Origin of the sequence: Stenotrophomonas sp. A3_2, from assembly GCF_036624925.1 — a bacterium.
Classification (GTDB): domain Bacteria; phylum Pseudomonadota; class Gammaproteobacteria; order Xanthomonadales; family Xanthomonadaceae; genus Stenotrophomonas; species Stenotrophomonas hibiscicola.
The window spans coordinates 120,853-140,042 of the sequence record NZ_JAZKVY010000339.1 but is presented as its reverse complement, the minus strand read 5'-3'; the positions used below and the strand labels follow the sequence as shown (position 1 = coordinate 140,042).

The following is a 19,190-nucleotide window of genomic DNA, read 5'->3' as shown; positions in this document are numbered from 1 at the left end:
GCGGGACGTTGTCGAGCCTACGCTCGGCTGCTTCTCGATCTGCGGCGCGCCCTGCACCCGCTTTGCGCGATGAGCCGAGCGTGGGCTCGGCTCTGCACGACCGGAACGCCTTCACGGCTCGGCTACGGCCGCCTCTGCGACGCTGCCGGCATCCCCCACAGGAGCCGTGCATGCGCCGGATGCTCTTGCCTGCCTGCCTGCTGCTGGCCGCGGCACCGTTGTCCGCAGCGGCCGCCGAAGCCTGCGATGTTCCGCCCCGCTTTGGCCTGAGTCCGTTGGCGGTGGCCATCCGCAACACCGCCTGCAATGAGCACCGGCTCTGGTACCGGCCCTTCATCGATCGTGAAGGCCGTGCCGCCAGCCTCAGCGTCACCGAGGCCGAAAGCGATCACCTGGCCGACAACGGACTGATCGCCTGGCAGCGCGTGGCTGGCTACTGGCGAAACAGCGGCACGCTCAACGCGATGGGCAGCATCGCCGGCGCCAGCAGCTGCCTGGCACCGCTGGGCACGCGCTACACCGACAGTGACTGCCGCGCGTTCCTGATCGACAACCCGTGGTCGGCCGCGTTCATCTCCTGGGTAATGGTGCAGTCCGGCGTTCCCGGCTTCAATACCTCGCCTCGCCACATCGACTACATCCGTGCCGCATACCAGGGCGGCCCCTCGGGCGTGCCGTACCGGCTGGTCGACCCGGCCACGGCCAAACCCGCGCCGGGCGACCTGCTGTGCTTCCTGCGCGACCGCAGCACCACGCTCAGCTACAGCGGGCTGGTGCAGGCGCTGGGCAACGGCTCGGTGGGCCACTGGAAGTCGCATTGCGAAGTGGTGGTGGCCGCCAACCTGGGGGGCGACCAGACCCTGTACCTGGTCGGTGGCAACGTGATGAACACCGTAGCGATGCGGCTGCTGCCGCTGGACCGCACCGGGCTGATCAAGCTGCCACCGGCGCGCGAACGCAACAGCACCGGCATCGACCCGAGCTGCACGCCAGGGCGCGAGGACGAATGCAGCTTCAACCGCCAGGACTGGGCAGCCCTGCTGCAGCTGACTGCAACCTCACCGCTGGTGATGCCCTCGCCCACTGCGACGCCGATGCAGCACACTCCGGCACCGCAACCGATCATCGTGCCCGCGCAGCCGGTGTCCAGCGAACCGCAGCCGCGGCGGTGAGTGCGGCGCTTGATCCAGCGCGCGTTCGCCGCCATCTTTGCGGGATCGACCTCTGACGGCTGACGCCATGCCTACCCTGCTGTTGTTGCTGATTGCCGGCGGAATCATCTACTTCTTCTGGAACGCGGCACGCTCGGCCGCAGAGCGCGCCGTTGAATTGGGCCGCAATGCCTGCCGCGCAGCTGATGTGCAATGGCTGGATCAGGCGGTGCACGCCACCGGCCTGCGCCTGTCGCGCGGCGAGGATGGCCGGCTTGGGTTCGAGCGCACCTTCAAGTTCGAGTATTCCTACGATGGCATCGATCGCCACGTGGGTCGCATGGTGCTGCGTGGCGACCAGTTGATCTCGTTCACCGGCCCCGGCGCGGCGCGGATCAGCCAGATCCGGCCGGATGCGGAGGATGCCGAGGATGTGTAAGGGCTGAAGGCGTGCCGACCAACGGTCGGCACCCACCGTTACTTGGTTACTTGACCACGCGCAGGTTCGGCCGCCCCTTCGGCGGCGGGCTGGCTGGCGGCGTATCGTCCGGCGGCGTGCCTTCCTCGTGCAGCAGTTCGTCGCTGGTCGGCGCGGTTTCGCTGCCCGGGATATCATCCGGCAGCGCCATGCCCTGCCCGGTCTCGCGGGCATAGACCGCCAGCACGGCGCTGATCGGCACCTGCACCGGGTAGCTGGTACCGGAGAAGCGCGCCGAGAAGCTCACCATCTCGTTGTCGATCATCAGCCGTACGACGGCACGTTCGGCGATGTTGAGCACGACCCGGCCATCCTTGACCGCCGAAGGCGGCACCTGCACGCCGGGAACGCCGGCGTCGACCAGGATGTGCGGGGTCAGCTGGTTGTCGTTGATCCATTCCACCAGCGCCCGCAGCAGGTACGGGCGGTGGCTGGTCATGTGGAAGAAGTCTTCGGTCATGCGTGAAGTGTACGCGCCCGGCGCCCCGCCGGGGCGGATCGCCTGCACGCCGGTCGGCGTGCAGACGGGTAACGCGGGCCGGATCAGGCCGGCAGGTCGCGCAGCTTCTTTTCCTGCTCGGTCAGGCTGCGGACGAAACCGGGGTGGCGGAAGATGCGGTTACCGTAGTCCTCAATCGCCTTGCCATCCTTCGGAAGTGGCACATCCAGCGATTGCAGCCGCCAGATGATCGGGGCCATGGCGCAGTCGGCCAGGCTCATTTCCGGGTTGAGGAAGAACTTGCTGGCCTTGAACAGCGGCAGCGAGGCGGTCAGCAGTTCCTTCAGGCGCTTGCGCCCGGCCTCGGCCTGGGTCTTGTTGCCCAGCTGGATGGCCTGCACCTGCGGCACCCAGTCGTGCTCGATGCGCAGCATCGCCAGGCGGATGCGCGCACGCGACAGCGGATCGACCGGCATCAGCGGCGGATGCGGGTAGCGCTCGTCCAGGTACTCGCTCACCACCGACGCGGCGTAGAGCACCAGCTCGCGCTCCACCAGGGTCGGCACCGAGTGGTACGGATTGAGATCGATCAGGTCTTCGGGCGGGTTCTGCGGATCGACCGGAACGAAGTCGAAGGTGACGCCCTTGGCCGCCAGGACCAGGCGCACCCGGTGGCACAGCACATCGTCGTTCGAGGAAAACAGCGTCAGTGTATTGCGCATGCGTACGCTCGCCGCCATCAAAGGCTCTCCCACGACAGGAGACCGCCTGCCGCATCGGCGCCGCCGGCACCGTGCCGACGGTCGACTCCTCCCCGAGTGTGCAACCGACCATCACAAAAGCCAATAGGCCCGTGCGATGGCCGGCGGCCGAATCAGTGGACGTCCTTCCAGTATTCCTTCTTCAGCAGGTACAGCAGGAAGGTCAGCAGGGCCAGGAACAGGATCACCCACACGCCCAGCTGCTGGCGCTTGAGCGCGGCCGGCTCGCCGGCGTATTCGAGGAAGTTGGTGATGTCGCGCACCGCCTGGTCGTACTGCCCGGCATCGACCGAACCCGGCGTTTCAATCTTCAGGCCGGTCACCGGCGGGTCCATGCCGGGGCCTTCGGCCTTGCCATGCACGGCGTGCTGCAGGCCCTGCATCTCCCACAGCGGGTTCGGCATGGAGGCGTTGGCGAACAGCGCGTTGTTCCAGCCCAGCGGCCGGCTGCTGTCCAGGTAGAACGACTTGAGGTAGGTGTAGACCCAGTCGCTGCCGCGCACGCGCGCGATCAGGCTGAGATCCGGCGGCATCTTGCCGAACCACTTCTCCGCGTTCTCCTTGGGCATCGCCACCGGGATCGGGTCGCCGATCGCCGAGCCGGTGAAGTTGAGGTTGTTCATCACCTCTTCCTCGGTCAGGCCCAGGTCCTGCGCCATCCGCGAATAGCGCAGGTACTTCAGCGCATGGCAGCCGGAGCAGTAGTTCATGTACAACTGTGCGCCGCGCTGCAGCGAGGCGCGGTCACCCAGATCGTTGCCTGCCTGCAGCAGCTTGGTGCCGCCCTCGGCGGCGGAGGCCAGGAAACTGCCCAGCATCAGGGTGGCCGCCAGGGCCAGCCGGACCATCCAGCGCTCAGTCATGCGTGGTCACCCTCTCCGGTACCGGCTTGGTCTTGTCCAGCCTTGTCCATAGCGGCATGGTGATGAAGAAGGCGAAGTACAGGAAGGTCAGCACCCGCCCGATGTAGGTTTCATGCACGTCGGTGCCCGGGCCGGAGCCGATCACGCCCAGCCACACGAAGCACACCGCCAGCACGCCCAGCATCACCCTCGAGATCCAGCCGCGGTAGCGCACCGATTTCACCTTCGCCTTGTCCAGCCACGGCACCAGGAACAGGATCGCGATGGCCGAGAACATCACCAGCACGCCACCGAGCTTGTTCGGCACCACGCGCAACATCGCGTAGTACGGCGTGTAGTACCAGACCGGCTTGATGTGCTCCGGGGTGACCAGGCGGTTGGCCTCGGTGAAGTTGTCGTGCTCCAGGAACAGGCCGCCGAAACCGGGCGCGAAGAAGATGATGAAGGCGGCGATGATCAGCAGGAAGCCGGCGCCTACACCATCCTTGAGCGTGTAGTACGGGTGGAACGGAATACCGTCGGCCGGAGCGTTCGGCGACCAGCGGTTGCCCTTCGGCCCCTTCTTGATCTCCACGCCATCGGGGTTGTTCGAACCCACTTCGTGCAGCGCGCCCAGGTGCAGTACCACCAGCAGCAACAGCACCAGCGGCAAGGCGATGACATGCAGCGCGAAGAAGCGGTTGAGCGTGGCGTCACTGGGCAGGTAATCGCCCATGATCCACTCGGTCAGGCCGTTGCCGATCACCGGTATGGCACCGAACAGCGAGATGATCACCTTGGCGCCCCAGAACGACATCTGGCCCCACGGCAGCACGTAGCCCATGAAGGCTTCGGCCATCAACACCAGGTAGATCAGCATGCCGAGGATCCACACCAGCTCGCGTGGCTTCTGGTAACTGCCGTACAGCAGGCCACGGAACATGTGCAGGTAGACCACGATGAAGAACAGCGAGGCACCCGTGGAGTGCATGTAGCGGATCAGCCAGCCCCACTCCACGTCCCGCATGATGTACTCGATGGAGCCGAACGCCTCGGCGGCGCTGGTCTTGTAGTGCATCGTCAGGAAGATGCCGGTGACGATCTGGTTGACCAGCACCAGCAGCGCCAGCGAACCGAAGTAGTACCAGATGTTGAAGTTCTTCGGCGCGTAGTACTCGCTCACATGCTTGCGATAGACCGGCATCAGGCCCGGCGCGCGGGCATTGACCCAGTCGGCCACGCCGCTGGCGGTACGGCTGAGGATATTGGCCATCAGGCAGCCCCCTGCGGATCGACACCGATGATGATGGTGTTGTCGTCCTGGTAATGGTGCGCGGGCACCTTCAGGTTGATCGGCGCCGGCACGTCCTTGAAGACGCGTCCGGACATGTCGAAGCGCGACTTGTGGCAGGGGCAGAAGTAGCCGCCCTTCCACTGCGGGTCGTAGGGCTCAGGCCGGATTTCGGCGACCATTTCCGGCGAGCAGCCCAGGTGCGTGCACAGGCCGACCAGTACGGAGATGTCCGGCTTGATCGAGCGCAGTTCGGGGTTCTGCTTCAGCACGTAGTCCGGCTGCTGGTCCTTCTCGCCGGAGTCGGGGTCCTTGAGACGGCCGTCCAGCCCATGCAGCGCATCGAGGATGGCCTTGGACCGCTTGACGATCCAGATCGGCTGGCCACGCCATTCCACGATCAGGCGTTGGCCTTCCTGCAGGGCGCTGATATCGGCCACCACCGGTGCGCCGGCAAGCTTGGCGCGGGCACTGGGGTTCCAGGATTTGATGAAAGGAACGGCGGTGAATCCGACGCCGACGGCGCCCACCACGGCTGTGGTGGCAGAAAGAAAACGCCGACGTCCGGTGTTGACTGGATCGTGTACCCCATCGTTGGCCATCCGGCACTCCGATATTGATTAGGTAGCTTTAAGGCTGCCAGCGGATCCGGTGGGGGCCAGAGCCGCATTGAATCGCGGTCGAGTGTAGCGGAACCGTCGCGCGCCACACAACGCATTGCAACAACATTGATTTTTGGGTTGCCGGCCAGCGACCGGCACTACCGGCTGCTTGCCGCTTCGCTCGCCAGGCATGGCCTGGCGCTACTGCTTGCTCAATGCGGTGCGGTAACGCTCGGCCAGCTGCCCGACCCGGCGCACGTAGTACTGCGTCTCGCTGTAGGGCGGCACGCCACCGTGGCGGTCGACCGCGCCCTCGCCGGCGTTGTAGCCGGCCGCAGCCAGGGTCAGGTCGCCATTGAAGCGCTTCAGCAACCACGCAAGATACTGCACGCCACCGCGGATGTTCTGCCCGGCATCATAGGAATCGCTGACCCCGAAGCGGGCCGCGGTCGGCGGCATCAGCTGCATCAGGCCCTGCGCGCCGGCGCGGCTGAGCGCGGTCGGGTTGTAGGCCGACTCGGCGTGGATGATGGCGCGCACCACGGCTTCTTCGACGCCGAACTCGCGTGCGGCCGAGGTGATCTCGGTCTGGAACGCGGTGGTGTTCAAGCGCACCGAACCGAAGTCCACGCGTGGGTTGACGCCACAGGCATAACAGCGCTCCATGAAACTGTAGCGGATGGTACGCACCGGGCCGAGGTTGGCGACCTGGGTTGGCCGCGCACTGGTGTAGTGGCGCACCCCATCCTTCATGAAGGAATAGACCTGGCCGCTGACCATCCGCCCGGCCCGCGAGGCCGTCGGTGCCGCAGCAGGCGCGGGGGCAGCAGGCGTCGACGCGACCGCAGTGGGCGCAGCGGCGCTGGCCGCCACGGCGACCGGATTGCGTTCGATGCTGGCCACGGTGGTCGGCGCAGGCTTCGGCGCGACCACCACAGGGCGCGGTGCCGGCCGGGTATCGCGGCTGTAGCTGATGCTGCTGCAGCGCGCGCCGGCCACTCGCTTGCTCACGTAGCTGGTGACCCCGTCGGCGCCCTGGCACTTGTACAGGGTGCCGGCGCTGGCCGGCGCAGCGGTCAGCGCAGCGATGATGATCGCCGTTGTCCCCAGTATCCCCTTCATGCCGCGAGTGTCCCAGCTTCGCCGGGGCTTGCCAAGCGACGTGGCTCAGCCTGTGACCGGCGGCACAGCCAGCACCTGGCCCAATCCGGCCAAACGCTGTGCCAGCTCATCGCGCAGGCCCGGCGGTGTGGTCCACAACGCCACCGGCACCCGGTCCAGGCTGAGGATCTGCGCCAGCATCATGCCGCGGCTCTCGGCGCCCATGCGCAACAGGCAATGGCCGGCACCATCAGCCTCCAGCACACCACACCACGGTGGGATGCGCCCTTCCAGCTCGGTGCGGCTGCCGGCCAGGCGGACGATGGCCTGCAGTGCGAACGGCGCCTGGCTGACCGCCTGCCGCACCATCACGTCCGGAGGGGCTGGCGTGCGCCGGTGCAGGCCCGGCTCGGAGCACTCACGTACGGCACCCATGCGGTCCACGCGCAGAGTGCGCCAGTCCTGCCGCCCCAGGTCCCAGGCAAGCAGATACCAGCGCCGCCCGTAATTGACCAGGTGCTGGGCCTCGACCTCGCGCTGGGTGACCGCGTCCTGCGCACTGCGGTATTCGAAGGCCAGCCGCGACGCCTGCCGACAGTGCTGGGCCAGCCGTCCGAGCAGGCGTGCGTCGGTGGACGGAAGGTCGGCCAGGGTGGCCGTCGCCGCATGCACCTCCCCGGCCTGCCGGCGGCGGCGGGTCGGCACCAGCGGGTCGAGCTTGGACAACAGGCCCCGCGCAGTGTCGTCGATGCCGGCGACGGTCGCAGACGCGGCACGCAGGGCGATGGCTAGGGTGGTTGCCTCCTCCTCGTCCAGCAGCATCGGCAATACCGGCGCCCCCGCCCCGAGCTGGTAGCCGCCGCCCACCCCTGACGAGGCGTGGACCGGGTAGCCCAGCTCGCGCAGGCGCTCGATATCGCGGCGGATGCTGCGCCGGTCCACGCCCATGCGCTCGGCCAGCTCAGCCCCGGACCACTGGCGGCGGGCCTGCAGCAGGGCGATCAGGCGCAGCAGTCGATGGGCGGTATGGCGCATGAAGAATCGAGGACAGAAGTCGTCCGCAATAGTGCCCCAGGATGGCTTCCAGTTCACCACCCACCGCAAGGAGCAATGCCATGACCTCACGCCAGATCACCCTGTACCACGCCGCCCGATCCCGCTCGAGCGGCGCCGTGGCTCTGCTCGAAGCGCTGGGTGCCGACTACCGCATGCAGGTGCTGGACCTGAAAGCCGGCGCCAACCTGGCTCCGGCCTATCTGGCCATCAACCCGATGGGCAAGGTGCCGGCCATCGTCCACAACGGCGCACTGGTGACCGAGCAGGTCGCCATTTATCTGTACCTGGCCGACCTGTATCCGGAAGCCGGGCTGGCACCGCCGATCGGCGACGCCCTGCGCGGGCCCTACCTTCGCTGGATGGCCTTCTACGGAGCCTGCTTCGAGCCAGCGATGATCGACAAGGCGATGCATCGCGAGCCGCCGCCGCGCCTGATGTCGCCGTACAACGACGCCGAGACTGTGCTGCAGGTGGTCGAGGCCCAGCTGGCGCAGGGCCCGTACCTGCTCGGCGAGACTATGAGCGCCGCCGATGTGCTGTGGGGCAATGCGCTGGCCTGGACCACCGCCTTTGGCCTCGTACAGCCGGCGCCGGCAACGGCCGACTACATCGCCCGGATGAGCGCGATGACCGCCTTCGACCGGTCGCGGCGGATCGATGCGGAGCTGGTGGCGGCGTAATCAGCGCCCCCTTGTAGAGCCGAGCCCACGCTCGGCTGCTCCTCCGCCTTGCACAAGGCAGCCGAGCGTGGGCTCGGCTCTACAGTGATGACCACGCCGGGCTTGGGCTTGGCCGCATGAACGCGGCGGCTGGCGCGGGATGCGGGTAGAATTGCCCGCTTTCCCGCCACCCGAATGGATTAAGCGCCATGACCGGGACGCCAGACGTCTTTCCGCCCGTCACGCCGGGCGGTACCCCGCTCGTTGCCCTGCCCGCTGGTCCGCGCAAGCCTGACCAGGTCAAGGGCAAGCTGTACATCAAGACCCACGGTTGCCAGATGAACGAGTACGACTCGGCCAAGATGGCCGACGTACTTGCCGCCAGCGATGGCCTGGAACTGACCGACAGCCCGGACGACGCCGACGTCATCCTGGTCAACACCTGCTCCATCCGCGAGAAGGCGCAGGAGAAGGTGTTCAGCCAGCTGGGCGTGTGGAAGGGCCTGAAGAACAAGGGCCGCGAGGTCATCATCGGCGTGGGCGGCTGCGTGGCCTCGCAGGAAGGCGAGGCGATCATCAAGCGCGCGCCGTTCGTTGACCTGGTGTTCGGCCCGCAGACCCTGCACCGCCTGCCGGAACTGATCCGCGCACGCCGCGAGCAGAAGCGCCCGCAGGTGGACATCAGCTTCCCCGAGATCGAGAAGTTCGACCGCCTGCCTGAGCCACGCGCCGAAGGTGCCTCGGCGTTCGTGTCGATCATGGAGGGCTGTTCCAAGTACTGCTCGTTCTGCGTGGTGCCTTACACCCGCGGCACCGAAGTCAGCCGCCCGTTCGAGGACGTGGTGGTGGAAGTGGCGCAGCTCGCCGCGCAGGGCGTGCGCGAGATCAACCTGCTCGGCCAGAACGTCAACGCCTATCGCGGCCCGTATGGAGACGGTGAGTTTGCCGACCTTGGCCTGCTGATCCGCACCATCGCCGAGATCGATGGCGTTGGCCGCATCCGCTTCACCACCTCGCACCCGCTGGAGTTCAGCGATTCGCTGGTCGATGCGTTCCGCGACGTACCGCAGCTGGCCAACTTCCTGCACCTGCCGGTGCAGGCCGGCAGCGACCGCGTGCTGTCGGCGATGAAGCGCGGCTACACCGCACTGGAATTCAAGTCGAAGATCCGCAAGCTGCGCGCGGTGCGCCCGGACATCTCGATCAGCTCGGACTTCATCGTCGGCTTCCCCGGCGAGACCGATGCCGATTTTGAGAAGACCATGAAGCTGATCGAAGACATCGGCTTCGACCACAGCTTCTCCTTCATCTATTCGCGCCGCCCGGGCACGCCAGCGGCCGATCTGGAGGACACGATCAGCGATGCCGAGAAGCACGCTCGCCTGTCGCGGCTGCAGGAGCGCATCAATGCGCACGCCGCCAGCATCTCGGAGAAGATGGTCGGTACCGTGCAGACCGTGCTGGTGGAAGGGCCGTCGCGCAAGAATCCGAACGAACTGACCGGCAAGACCGAGAACATGCGTTCGGTGAACTTCCCGGCGCCGGCGCGGTTGATCGGCCAGTTCGTGGATGTGCTGATCACCGAAGCGCTTACCAACTCGCTGCGTGGGCGCGTGGTGGCGGAATAAGGTGTGCCGACCAACGGTCGGCACCTACCGGAAATGATGCCGGCCAGCGGCCGGCACCACTAGGGTGTGCCGACCAACGGTCGGCGCCCACCGGAAATGATGCCGGCCAGCGGCCGGCACTACCGAATGACAGGCCTCAATCCAGGCGCTTGCGGAAACGCAGGATCGCCAGCGTCATCATTACCACGATGAAGGCCAGCAGCGCCAGCGCGTCGTGCCACAGCTCCCATAGAGAGGCGCCGCGCAGCATGATGCCGCGCACCAGGCGCAGGAAGTGGGTCAGCGGCAGCACCTCGGCCAGCCACTGCACCGGCCGCGGCATGCCGGCGAACGGGAACATGAAACCCGACAGCAGGATCGACGGCAGGAACAGGAACAGGGTCATCTGCATCGCCTGGAACTGCGAACGCGCGCGCGTGGAGATCAGCAGGCCCAGCGCCAGGTTGGCCAGCACCAGCAGGACCGCGGCCAGGTAGATGTCCAGCAGGCTGCCGCGGATCGGCACCTGGAACAGCCAGGTACCCAGCGCCAGCACCAGGGTGGTCTGCAGCAGGCCGATCGCTGCATAGGGCAGCACCTTGCCGACCATCAGTTCGCTGCGCGATACCGGCGTGGCGATCAGCAGTTCCATGTTGCCGCGCTCGCGCTCGCGCACCACCGCCACCGCCGTGAACATCACCAGGGTCATGGTCAGGATCACCCCGATAAGGCCGGGCACGATGTTCACCGCCGAACGCCGTTGCGGGTTGTAGAAACTGGTCACGCTGACCTGGCCACTGGCAATGCTGCCTTCGCGTAGCGGCCGCGTATTGCTGGTCGGGCGCGTATCCATTGGCACCTGCGCCAGCTGGATCGCCGCACTCTGCACCACGGTGTCGCTGCCATCGACCAGCACCTGTACCGCTTCGCGTCCATCGAAGCGGCGACGCTCGAAGTCGGCCGGCACCACGATGCCGACGCTGATCTCGCCGCGGCGCAGTGCCTGCATCAGCTGGTCCGGCGTGTACGCCTCGCTGCGCGGCGTGATCACGCCGGTAGCGACCATGTCCTGCACCAGCGCGCGAGAGGCGGCGCTGTTGGCCTGGTCGGCGATACCCGCATCGAGGTGGCGCAGGTTGAGGTTGATCGCATACCCGAACAGCAGCAGCTGCATCACCGGAATGCCGACGATCATCGCCAGCGTGATGCGGTCGCGGCGCAGCTGCCGCAGCTCCTTGAGCACGATCGCCCACAGCCGGCGCAGGTTCATGCCGCCGGCTCCCGGCCACGGCCGCGGGTGGCGGCGACGAACACGTCTTCCAGGTTCGGCGCTACGGTTTCGATATGCGCTTGCGGGTCGGCGCTGGCCAGCGCGCGCCGCAGCACTGCGACATCCGCTACGCCCTCATTGCACAGCACGCGCAGATGGGTGCCGATCTGCGCCACGCTCAGCACGCCGGGCAGCTCGGCCAGCGCGCGGCTGGCCAGGCGTGGCTGCGATGACGTGACCTGCAGCGTGCGGCCGTCCAGCTGCGCACACAGTTCGGCCGGCGTGCCATCGGCGACCAGCGCGCCACGATCAAGAATAGCCAGCCGGTGGCAGCGCTCGGCTTCGTCCATGTAGTGGGTCGAGACCAGCACGGTGGTACCGGCGTCGGCAAGTTCAAACAGGGCCTCCCAGAAGTCGCGGCGTGACTCCGGGTCGACCGCGCTGGTCGGCTCGTCCAGGAACAGCAGTTCGGGCGAATGCACCACGGCGCCGGCCAGGGCCAGGCGCTGCTTCTGCCCGCCGCTGAGCGTACCGGCCAGCTGCGGCTGCCGGTCCTGCAACCGGTACTGCTGCAGCAGCGCATCGACCCGTTGCCGGGCCTGGTTGCGCGGCAGGCCCTGGATGGCGGCGAGGAATTCCAGGTTCTCGCGTACCGATAGGTCTTCGTACAGCGAGAAGCGCTGGGTCATGTAGCCGATGCGCCGGCGCAGTGCTTCGGCCTGCTCGGGAACCGCCAGGCCCAGCACCTCGATCTGCCCCGCACTGGGTTCCAGCAGGCCGCACAGCATGCGGATGGTGGTCGACTTGCCCGACCCGTTCGGGCCCAGGAAACCATAGACCTGGCCACGGGGCACGGTCAGGTCGACCTTGTCCACGGCCAGCAGATCGCCGAAGCGGCGGGTCAGGCCCTGCGCATGCACTGCGATGTCCGCACCGGTGTTCAGAAGCGCACCTGCACCGGCAGCCCGGCCGGAAGCGTCTGCATGTCGCTGGCTTCATCCACTTCGATCTCGGCGAGGTAGCTCAGGCGCTCGACGTCATCGCCGGTCAGTGCGTAGTACGGGGTGAATGAAGGCTCGCTGCGGATCGCGCGCACATGGCCCTTCAGTATGGTGCGCCCTCCCTCCAGCTGTATCTGCGCCGGCTGACCGACCTTGACCTGCAGGCGCAGCGGCTGCGGCAGGTAGACGCGCGCATAGGGGCGCTCGCCAACCAGCAGCACCGCCAGTGGCGCCCCGATCGGTGCCTGGTCACCCTGCCGGTACGGCAAGGCATCGATCACGCCATCGCGCGGTGCGCGCAGCTGCAGCTTCTGCAGGTTGACGCCCTGCACCACCTGCTGCGCCTGTGCGGCGTCGGCGGCCGCCTGGCCCTGGGCGATGTCCTGCGCGCGACTGCCGTGCACCCGTTCCAGCCAGGCCTGCTCGGCGGCACGCACGCTGGCCGCGGCATTGCCGGCGGCCGCCCGTGCACGGTCCAGCTCGGCGGCGGCGATCAGGCGCTGGCGTGCCAATGGTTGCACGCGCCGATAGTAGGCAGTGGCTTCAGCAGACTGCGCGCGCAACGCGGCCAGTTGTGCCTGGGCCTGTGCGATCTGTTCCTGCCGCGGGCCGAGCTTCAGCTCTTCCAGCTGGGCCTGCGCGCGCGCCGTGTCGGCCTGCGCCACCGCGAACTGCGCGTCGCCGCGGGCGGGGTCGAGCTGCATCAGCACGGCCCCGGCCTTGACCCGCTGGCCCTCGCGCACCTCCAACGTGGCGATCACCTCGGCCGCCGGCGCCGGCACCGTGATCCGGTCCCACTCCAGTGTGCCCAGCGCCGTTGGCGTTGACTGCCCACAGCCTGCCAGCAGGCCGATGGCCGCCAGCCCGAGTCCACGCATCCCGTTGCCGATGCCCATACCATCCCCTCCTGCGACGGCGACACGGTGCCAGCTGCCCCGTGCACCCTCAATGATTCCGATCAGCCCTGACGGTTTTTTCGCCACGTACGGGCGAGCCTTTTGCTGCAAGGCTCCTCTCCACCTATCCACAGCTTGATTCAGCATCATTCCACAGCTGGTGTGGAGAACCGAACGGGGGCGGCCGTACTGGGTGCCTGGCAGCGGAAGATGCGCTGCCGTCACAGGAGCCGGCCGGCTGTGACGGTTTTTTCACCACCGCCTCATACGCCTTGTGGCACAAGCACTGCGAAGGCCTATCCACAGGTTTTCGCGCCCCCCGTCCACACCGGGTGTGGAAAACCGCGTATCGGCCTGCTGCTGGCCGCATGCCCGGTACGCGCGTAACCTTGTCATCCCAAGTCCATCGCGGTGGACGGCGAACCCGCCCCACCCCAAGCAATGAAAAGCATCGATCATCGAGACTTCACCCTGTCGCCGGAAGACAACGAGCGATTGGCCAACCTGTGCGGCCCCTTCGACGGGCACCTGCGCCAGATCGAGCTGAAGCTCGGCGTGGAGATCGCAAACCGTGGCTTCGTGTTCCGCATCAGCGGGCCCAATGAAGCCATCGTGGAGGCGCAGAAGCTGGTTGAAGCGCTGTACGCCGAAGCCGGCGAGACCGTCTTCGACAACCACGCCATCCATCTGCGCCTGGCGCAGGCCAATGTCGAGCAGATCGCCGAACGCTCCTACGAAGCGCAGGAGGTCGCGATCAAGGTCAAGCGCGGTACGGTACGTGGCCGTGGCGCCAATCAGTCCCGCTACCTGCACCAGATCGCCACCCACGACATCAACTTCGGCATCGGCCCGGCCGGTACCGGCAAGACCTTCCTGGCCGTGGCCAGCGCGGTCGAAGCACTGAACGAATCGCGGGTGCAGCGCCTGATCCTGGTGCGCCCCGCGGTGGAAGCCGGCGAGAAGCTGGGCTTCCTTCCAGGCGACCTGAGCCAGAAAGTCGATCCCTACCTGCGACCGTTGTACGACGCCCTGTACGAGATGATGGGCGTGGAGAAGGTGGTCAAGCTGCTGGAGAAGAACGTCATCGAGATCGCGCCGCTGGCCTACATGCGCGGCCGCACGCTCAACGATGCATTCGTGATCCTGGACGAAGCACAGAACACCACCATCGAACAGATGAAGATGTTCCTGACCCGCCTGGGCTACGGCTCCACCGCGGTGGTCACCGGTGACCTGACCCAGACCGACCTGCCCAAGCACGTGAAATCCGGTCTGCGCGACGCCATCGATGTGCTGCGTGAAGTCGAGGGCGTCAGCTTCACCTTCTTCGAATCCCGCGACGTGGTCCGCCACCCGCTGGTCGCGCGCATCGTCAGCGCCTACGACCGCCGCGACCTGCATCAGATCCAGCCTGGAGCGACGCCATGACCCGTGGTCCCGTGCGACTGGACGTCGCCGTCAGTTATGCCCTGCCGCGTGCCGGCCTGCCGGCGGCCGTGAGCTTTCGCAAGTGGGTGGCGGCTGCGTTGAAGGGCCGCATCCGCGAGGCCGATCTGGCCATCCGCGTGGTCGATGCCAAGGAAGGCCAGTCGCTGAACCGCCATTACCGTGGCAAGGACTACGCCACCAACGTGCTCAGCTTCCCGGCCGAAGTTCCCGAAGGCCTGCCCAAGGGCGTCAAGTTTCCACTGCTCGGCGACCTGGTGATCTGCGCACCGGTGGTGGCCCGCGAAGCCGACGAACAGGGCAAGGCGCTCAACGCCCATTACGCGCACCTGACCGTGCACGGCGTGCTGCACCTGCTTGGCTGGGACCACGAGGACGACAAGGAAGCCGAGGCGATGGAACAGCTGGAGCGCGACATCCTGGCCGAGCTCGGCATCGCCGATCCCTACGCCGGCGAGCGCTGACGACCACGCACACCGGGTTCATCACGGAGGACAACCCCATCGCGCTGTTGCCCGCACTCATCGCCGCTCTTCTGCAGGTAACCACTGCCCCGGGCATCGACCCCGACCGGGAACGACCGTCGCCGTTCCCCGCCAGCGACAGCGCGGCCGACATTGCCGCCAAAGTCGCCGAGGTGCAGGCCTTCTTTGACGTCAGCCAACAGACGGCCCGCCAGGCGGTCGCCGAGGCGCAGCAGCACGCATTGATGGAACGCTTGAGGGCGCGCCACGCGGCACGCCTGGCCGGCATGTGGGTGGACAATGCGACGGGTTGGACCGTCGTCGTGCGATTGACTGGCCCAGCCTCCGAGGCGGATGAGACCCATCCAGGGGCGGACGGCCCGCAACGCGTGCGCTATATCATCGGCGCTTCAATGACCGAAGCGGAGATGCAGCGCCGTCTTCAGGCGCAGCAGGGCTGGTTCATCCCGCAGCTGCCCGGTCTGACCGGCTATGGCCTGGACGTCATGACCGGTGAACTGGAGCTGGAACTCCGGGATACCGCTGGAGCGCGCGCAACGGCGGCGACCGTGCGCGACCACCTGCAGGCGCTGCTGGGCTACCCGGTCAGGCTGCGCTGGTACCCAGCGTCATCGCAGCGCCGATCGCCCTGACCCAGCCGGGCTGCAGGTGCCGGTCCGCGCGCTGCGTAATTGTTTGCCGCCTGGCATGGCGGCACAGGGAAACCAAGGATGACCTCGGGAAACAGCTTCACGGCGATTGCAATGAGTGCGGGCCTGTTCGCAGGCCTGCTGGTGCTGGGCGCGTACACCGTGCGCCGCATCAGCGCCCGCGACCCCAGCGGCAGGCACTGGCTGCTGCGCAGCCTGGCCCTGCTCTCGCCCTTGTGCCTGCTGGCCGGGCTGGCGACCGGCATGATCGGCCCACACCTCACGGGTAGAGCAGAACCCGTCCACCTGCCCGGGCTGTGGGAAACGTCGATGGTGCTGATACTGGTCGGTGCCTTGACCCTGCCGGTGCTGTGGCGAACGCTGCTGCAGCAGCGGCTTGGCAGGCCGGTCAACGCGCTTCCGTTCTTCCATGCCAGCCGCACCTCGTTGCTGGTGCTGTTCGTGCTGGCCGTGATCTACGTGAAAGTGGCCAGGACAGCCGCATCGGAAATGTTGCCCTGGCTGACCAGCCCGGGCCTGTGGCCGGCGGTGGTGCGCATCGCGGGGCAATCGATGCAGATCACCATGCTCGCGGTCGTGCTTACCCTCTCACTGATGGTCGTGCGGCGGGCGATGACCGGTTTCCTGCGCCTTCTCAGCGGGCTGTTCAGGCGCTCACCGGAGCTATGATGGGTGCCCTTCGCCTGCGGAAACCGCCCGTGTCACTGCGCTGCTGCCTGCCCCTGCTGTGTGCCCTTGCGGTCCCATCCGCCTTCGCTTCCAGCGTCGACCTGCCGGCCCTGATCGAATGCCGCCAGGGCGTGGCCGAGCAGGCCGCGCTGGCGCCGCTGCTGGCCGATCCGCTGAAGGCCGTGGCCCAGGGCCTGCAGCCGCTGCCGCAGGGCAACCAGTTCATGAGCGAGTTCCGGCTGGCCAGCCCGATCACCGTCTTCGGCCAACAGACCGATCGGGTGGCGGTGGCCGGCGCCAGCGTCATGGCCGTCCTCGACCAGGCCGACCCACGCCCGCTGGCCAAACGGCTGGAATTGGAGACCGGCTACGACCAGGACGGCAAGTTCATGGCCGGCCGCGAGCTGGTCAGCCGCGACGTGACCGACCCGAAGACCGGCGAGGCCCAGATCGAGTCGATCATCCTCAGCGTCTCCACCGTGGCCTCCCACCCGGGCAAGACCCTGGCCGGCTGCACCTACAGCCTGGACCTGCCCGAGGAGGAGCCGGCTGCGGCCGCCCCAGCCCCGGCCACCGGCAGTCACTGACAGGCCGTCACATCCTGCTAGACTTGGGTCAACGCCCGGCCTGCCGGGTGCCTTTTTTCCAGAGATGTCAGAAGACGACAGTAGTAGCTCCCCTGCGGAGCACAGTGAAAAGAAGCGCGGCTGGCTTGAACGCCTGACCTCCGCCTTCTCCGGCGAACCCCATACCCGCGACGAGCTGGTCGCTGTCCTGCACACCGCGCAGGAAGAAGGCCTGATCGCCGCCGATACCCTGAAGATGATGGAAGGCGCCATTTCGGTGGCCGAGCTGACCGTGGGCGACGTGATGATCTCGCGCTCGCAGATGGTCTCGCTGCCGGTTGAAGCGCCCTTCCTGGAACTGATGAAGCAGGTGGTCGAATCCGGCCATTCACGCTTCCCGGTACACGGCGAGAACAAGGACGACATCCTTGGCATCCTGCTGGCCAAGGACCTGCTGCGCGGCGTGGTCGCCGACAACGGCCCGGCCAACGTACGCGAGCTGCTGCGCCCGGCAGTGCTGATTCCGGAGGCGAAGAAGCTCAACGTGCTGCTGAAGGAGTTCCGCCTGTCGCGCAACCACATGGCCATCGTGGTCGACGAGTACGGCGGTGTCGCCGGCCTGGTCACCATCGAGGACGTGCTGGAACAGATCGTCGGCGAGATCGACGACGAGCATGACGAGGCCGAGGACCCGTCGGCGCAGATCGCCATCCAGTCCGACGGACAGTACGTGGTCGACGCGCTGACCCCGATCGGCGACTTCAACGAGCGTTTCGGCGCAATGTTCTCCGACGAGGATTACGACACGATCGGTGGCCTGGTCACCGAGGCCGTGGGCCATCTGCCGGAAGTCGGCGATGAGCTGGCACTGGACCGCTTCATGTTCCGCGTGGCCCGCGCCGATGCGCGCCGGGTACAGGCCTTCCACGTGACCGTGCTGCCGCCGGACGTGCAGGACGACGCTTGAAGCGCCGCGGCTTGATCCTCATGGTGTGGCTGACACTCTACGTGTTGGCCATGGCCCTGCCGCTGGCCGCCTTCGCGCAGCCGGCGCCGGCCACACCTGCCGTGCCCGCGGCCAGCGCTGAAGCCCCTGCTCCGCGCATCGGCGTGGTGACCATGCAGCCGGGCACGGTGTTCTTCGAACGCTTCGGCCATGACGCCATCGTGGTGGTCGATCCGCTCAGCGGCGACGCAACCTCGTACAACTTCGGCTACTTCGACCCCTCCGAGGACGATTTCATCAGCCGCTTCGCACGTGGCGACATGATGTATTACCTGGTGGCGCTGCCGCTGCAGCAGGACCTGTCGTACTACGACGAGACCGGCCGCGGTGCCAGCGTGCAATGGCTGGACCTGCGCCCGGACCAGGCGCGTGCGCTGGCCGCTGACCTGGCCGAGCGGGCCAAGCCGGAAAACGCGCGCTACCACTACGACTATTACACCGCCAATTGCGCCACGATGGTGCGCGACACCCTCGACAAGGCGTTGGGTGGTGGCCTGCAGTCGCAGCTGTCGGGGCGCTCGCGTGGCAACACCTATCGCAGTGAATCGGTCCGTCTGGCCTCGCCGGCACCATGGATGTGGCTGGGCTTCGATGTGGGCCTGGGGCCGTTCGCCGACCAGCCGCTGTCGCGCTGGCAGGAAGCGTTCGTCCCGATGCGCCTGGCCGATGCCCTGCGCCAGGCACGCAACAGCGATGGCCGGCCGCTGGTGCAGGCCGAACAGGAACTGTTGCCGCACCGCATCGATCCGGAGCCGAAGGAGTTCGCACGCCGCTGGTGGCCGTGGCTGCTGTGTGGCCTCATGATCGCCGCTGGCGTGCTGGCGCTGCGCAACCGCCCGCGCCTGCTGGCCGGGCTGGCCCTGCCGTTCTGGCTGCTGTGCGCTCTGTTGGGTGGCGTGCTGGTGTTCCTGTGGGGCTTCAGCATCCACTACGCCGCATGGGCCAACCGCAACCTGCTGCTGCTTTCGCCACTGGCCGTGCTGCTGCTGCCGGGCGCGATCGCACTGCTGCGCCGGCGCGTGCCGGGACGCATGTTCAGGATCGTGCTTTGGCTGCTGGCGGTACAGGCGGTGGCCGCACTGGTGCTGCACTGGCTGAGCCTGCAGGCCCAGTACAACGTGCAGTGGATCGTGCTGCTGCTGCCGGTGCACGCGGCCCTGGCGTGGGTGCTGGGGCGCCGTCCTCACTTGTCCGAAACACGGCCCTGACGCACG

The 19,190-nt window shown here is 67.2% G+C and carries 21 protein-coding genes; 11 read left to right on the top strand and 10 right to left on the bottom strand.

Annotated features, from left to right (window positions below; all coding sequences use genetic code 11):
• Positions 1–170: 170 nt before the first annotated feature.
• Together R5H29_RS17465 and R5H29_RS17460 are read left to right on the top strand one after the other, a co-directional pair.
• Positions 171–1,172, top strand: coding sequence for a DUF2272 domain-containing protein (locus R5H29_RS17465; RefSeq protein WP_019659026.1), 1,002 nt, complete (start codon positions 171–173; stop codon positions 1,170–1,172).
• A 67-nt stretch (positions 1,173–1,239) separates the two neighbouring features.
• Positions 1,240–1,590 (top strand): DUF3301 domain-containing protein, encoded by a 351-nt coding sequence (locus R5H29_RS17460; protein ID WP_049423257.1) that lies wholly within the window; start codon positions 1,240–1,242, stop codon positions 1,588–1,590.
• A gap of 46 nt (positions 1,591–1,636) precedes the next feature.
• Here the strand turns inward: R5H29_RS17460 and R5H29_RS17455 are convergent, their stop codons facing one another.
• From R5H29_RS17455 to R5H29_RS17425, 7 genes are all read right to left on the bottom strand, one after another.
• Complete coding sequence (locus tag R5H29_RS17455; RefSeq protein ID WP_019659028.1) at positions 1,637–2,089, bottom strand: ClpXP protease specificity-enhancing factor; 453 nt, start codon at positions 2,087–2,089, stop codon at positions 1,637–1,639.
• An 83-nt stretch (positions 2,090–2,172) separates the two neighbouring features.
• Positions 2,173–2,808 (bottom strand): glutathione S-transferase N-terminal domain-containing protein, encoded by a 636-nt coding sequence (locus R5H29_RS17450; protein ID WP_021203577.1) that lies wholly within the window; start codon positions 2,806–2,808, stop codon positions 2,173–2,175.
• Between the two features lie 134 nt (positions 2,809–2,942).
• Positions 2,943–3,692, bottom strand: coding sequence for a cytochrome c1 (locus R5H29_RS17445; RefSeq protein WP_058979545.1), 750 nt, complete (start codon positions 3,690–3,692; stop codon positions 2,943–2,945).
• Positions 3,685–4,944 carry a cytochrome bc complex cytochrome b subunit gene (locus R5H29_RS17440; protein ID WP_019659030.1) on the bottom strand — a complete coding sequence of 420 codons (1,260 nt, stop codon included), beginning with the start codon at positions 4,942–4,944 and terminating at the stop codon, positions 3,685–3,687. Before R5H29_RS17440 ends, R5H29_RS17445 begins: the two co-directional genes overlap by 8 nt.
• Positions 4,944–5,564 carry a ubiquinol-cytochrome c reductase iron-sulfur subunit gene (petA, locus tag R5H29_RS17435; protein ID WP_332329542.1) on the bottom strand — a complete coding sequence of 207 codons (621 nt, stop codon included), beginning with the start codon at positions 5,562–5,564 and terminating at the stop codon, positions 4,944–4,946. Before petA ends, R5H29_RS17440 begins: the two co-directional genes overlap by 1 nt.
• A 201-nt stretch (positions 5,565–5,765) precedes the next feature.
• Complete coding sequence (locus R5H29_RS17430) at positions 5,766–6,686, bottom strand: lytic transglycosylase domain-containing protein (protein ID WP_171952236.1); 921 nt, start codon at positions 6,684–6,686, stop codon at positions 5,766–5,768.
• A 45-nt stretch (positions 6,687–6,731) separates the two neighbouring features.
• Positions 6,732–7,700 (bottom strand): YafY family protein, encoded by a 969-nt coding sequence (locus R5H29_RS17425; protein ID WP_134734913.1) that lies wholly within the window; start codon positions 7,698–7,700, stop codon positions 6,732–6,734.
• An 80-nt stretch (positions 7,701–7,780) separates the two neighbouring features.
• Here R5H29_RS17425 and R5H29_RS17420 point away from each other — a divergent pair, with 80 nt between their 5' ends.
• Complete coding sequence (locus R5H29_RS17420; RefSeq protein ID WP_207049570.1) at positions 7,781–8,401, top strand: glutathione S-transferase family protein; 621 nt, start codon at positions 7,781–7,783, stop codon at positions 8,399–8,401.
• Between the two features lie 188 nt (positions 8,402–8,589).
• On the top strand, positions 8,590–10,008 hold the full coding sequence (gene miaB, locus R5H29_RS17415; protein WP_332329541.1) for a tRNA (N6-isopentenyl adenosine(37)-C2)-methylthiotransferase MiaB: 1,419 nt from the start codon (positions 8,590–8,592) through the stop codon (positions 10,006–10,008).
• A gap of 136 nt (positions 10,009–10,144) precedes the next feature.
• On the opposite strand, the gene R5H29_RS17410 is transcribed toward miaB, so the two are convergent.
• The 3 genes from R5H29_RS17410 to R5H29_RS17400 are packed head-to-tail and all read right to left on the bottom strand — an operon-like array spanning position 10,145 to position 13,154.
• Positions 10,145–11,257: an ABC transporter permease gene (locus R5H29_RS17410; protein ID WP_134734916.1), complete on the bottom strand. Its 1,113-nt coding sequence runs from the start codon at positions 11,255–11,257 to the stop codon at positions 10,145–10,147.
• Positions 11,254–12,177 (bottom strand): ABC transporter ATP-binding protein, encoded by a 924-nt coding sequence (locus tag R5H29_RS17405; RefSeq protein ID WP_332329540.1) that lies wholly within the window; start codon positions 12,175–12,177, stop codon positions 11,254–11,256. Before R5H29_RS17405 ends, R5H29_RS17410 begins: the two co-directional genes overlap by 4 nt.
• A gap of 20 nt (positions 12,178–12,197) precedes the next feature.
• Positions 12,198–13,154 carry an HlyD family efflux transporter periplasmic adaptor subunit gene (locus R5H29_RS17400; RefSeq protein WP_332329539.1) on the bottom strand — a complete coding sequence of 319 codons (957 nt, stop codon included), beginning with the start codon at positions 13,152–13,154 and terminating at the stop codon, positions 12,198–12,200.
• A 441-nt stretch (positions 13,155–13,595) separates the two neighbouring features.
• Here R5H29_RS17400 and R5H29_RS17395 point away from each other — a divergent pair, with 441 nt between their 5' ends.
• The 7 genes from R5H29_RS17395 (at position 13,596) to R5H29_RS17365 (ending at position 19,184) form a co-directional block, all read left to right on the top strand.
• Complete coding sequence (locus R5H29_RS17395; protein ID WP_019659038.1) at positions 13,596–14,582, top strand: PhoH family protein; 987 nt, start codon at positions 13,596–13,598, stop codon at positions 14,580–14,582.
• Entirely contained in the window at positions 14,579–15,064 is a 486-nt protein-coding gene (ybeY, locus tag R5H29_RS17390) for an rRNA maturation RNase YbeY (protein ID WP_019659039.1), read from the top strand. The genes R5H29_RS17395 and ybeY overlap by 4 nt, the downstream gene beginning before the upstream one ends.
• Positions 15,065–15,111: 47 nt before the next feature.
• Positions 15,112–15,717: a hypothetical protein gene (locus tag R5H29_RS17385; protein WP_332329538.1), complete on the top strand. Its 606-nt coding sequence runs from the start codon at positions 15,112–15,114 to the stop codon at positions 15,715–15,717.
• Between the two features lie 78 nt (positions 15,718–15,795).
• Positions 15,796–16,404: a hypothetical protein gene (locus R5H29_RS17380; RefSeq protein WP_134734971.1), complete on the top strand. Its 609-nt coding sequence runs from the start codon at positions 15,796–15,798 to the stop codon at positions 16,402–16,404.
• The gene (locus tag R5H29_RS17375) at positions 16,404–16,991 is read left to right on the top strand and encodes a hypothetical protein (protein ID WP_021203565.1); all 588 of its coding nucleotides are present in this window, start codon (positions 16,404–16,406) and stop codon (positions 16,989–16,991) included. The genes R5H29_RS17380 and R5H29_RS17375 overlap by 1 nt, the downstream gene beginning before the upstream one ends.
• Before the next feature lie 64 nt (positions 16,992–17,055).
• Positions 17,056–17,937: an HlyC/CorC family transporter gene (locus R5H29_RS17370; protein ID WP_180832778.1), complete on the top strand. Its 882-nt coding sequence runs from the start codon at positions 17,056–17,058 to the stop codon at positions 17,935–17,937.
• Positions 17,934–19,184, top strand: coding sequence for a DUF4105 domain-containing protein (locus R5H29_RS17365; protein ID WP_332329537.1), 1,251 nt, complete (start codon positions 17,934–17,936; stop codon positions 19,182–19,184). The genes R5H29_RS17370 and R5H29_RS17365 overlap by 4 nt, the downstream gene beginning before the upstream one ends.
• The last annotated feature ends 6 nt before the right edge of the window (positions 19,185–19,190 follow it).

Bases quoted from the DNA above. Each gene is read 5' to 3' on its own strand.
- R5H29_RS17465 (WP_019659026.1), top strand. From the start codon at position 171: ATGCGCCGGATGCTCTTGCCTGCCTGCCTGCTGCTGGCCGCGGCACCG.
- R5H29_RS17460 (WP_049423257.1), top strand. From the start codon at position 1,240: ATGCCTACCCTGCTGTTGTTGCTGATTGCCGGCGGAATCATCTACTTC.
- R5H29_RS17455 (WP_019659028.1), bottom strand. From the start codon at position 2,089: ATGACCGAAGACTTCTTCCACATGACCAGCCACCGCCCGTACCTGCTG.
- R5H29_RS17450 (WP_021203577.1), bottom strand. From the start codon at position 2,808: ATGGCGGCGAGCGTACGCATGCGCAATACACTGACGCTGTTTTCCTCG.
- R5H29_RS17445 (WP_058979545.1), bottom strand. From the start codon at position 3,692: ATGACTGAGCGCTGGATGGTCCGGCTGGCCCTGGCGGCCACCCTGATG.
- R5H29_RS17440 (WP_019659030.1), bottom strand. From the start codon at position 4,944: ATGGCCAATATCCTCAGCCGTACCGCCAGCGGCGTGGCCGACTGGGTC.
- petA (WP_332329542.1), bottom strand. From the start codon at position 5,564: ATGGCCAACGATGGGGTACACGATCCAGTCAACACCGGACGTCGGCGT.
- R5H29_RS17430 (WP_171952236.1), bottom strand. From the start codon at position 6,686: ATGAAGGGGATACTGGGGACAACGGCGATCATCATCGCTGCGCTGACC.
- R5H29_RS17425 (WP_134734913.1), bottom strand. From the start codon at position 7,700: ATGCGCCATACCGCCCATCGACTGCTGCGCCTGATCGCCCTGCTGCAG.
- R5H29_RS17420 (WP_207049570.1), top strand. From the start codon at position 7,781: ATGACCTCACGCCAGATCACCCTGTACCACGCCGCCCGATCCCGCTCG.
- miaB (WP_332329541.1), top strand. From the start codon at position 8,590: ATGACCGGGACGCCAGACGTCTTTCCGCCCGTCACGCCGGGCGGTACC.
- R5H29_RS17410 (WP_134734916.1), bottom strand. From the start codon at position 11,257: ATGAACCTGCGCCGGCTGTGGGCGATCGTGCTCAAGGAGCTGCGGCAG.
- R5H29_RS17400 (WP_332329539.1), bottom strand. From the start codon at position 13,154: ATGGGCATCGGCAACGGGATGCGTGGACTCGGGCTGGCGGCCATCGGC.
- R5H29_RS17395 (WP_019659038.1), top strand. From the start codon at position 13,596: ATGAAAAGCATCGATCATCGAGACTTCACCCTGTCGCCGGAAGACAAC.
- ybeY (WP_019659039.1), top strand. From the start codon at position 14,579: ATGACCCGTGGTCCCGTGCGACTGGACGTCGCCGTCAGTTATGCCCTG.
- R5H29_RS17380 (WP_134734971.1), top strand. From the start codon at position 15,796: ATGACCTCGGGAAACAGCTTCACGGCGATTGCAATGAGTGCGGGCCTG.
- R5H29_RS17375 (WP_021203565.1), top strand. From the start codon at position 16,404: ATGGGTGCCCTTCGCCTGCGGAAACCGCCCGTGTCACTGCGCTGCTGC.
- R5H29_RS17370 (WP_180832778.1), top strand. From the start codon at position 17,056: ATGTCAGAAGACGACAGTAGTAGCTCCCCTGCGGAGCACAGTGAAAAG.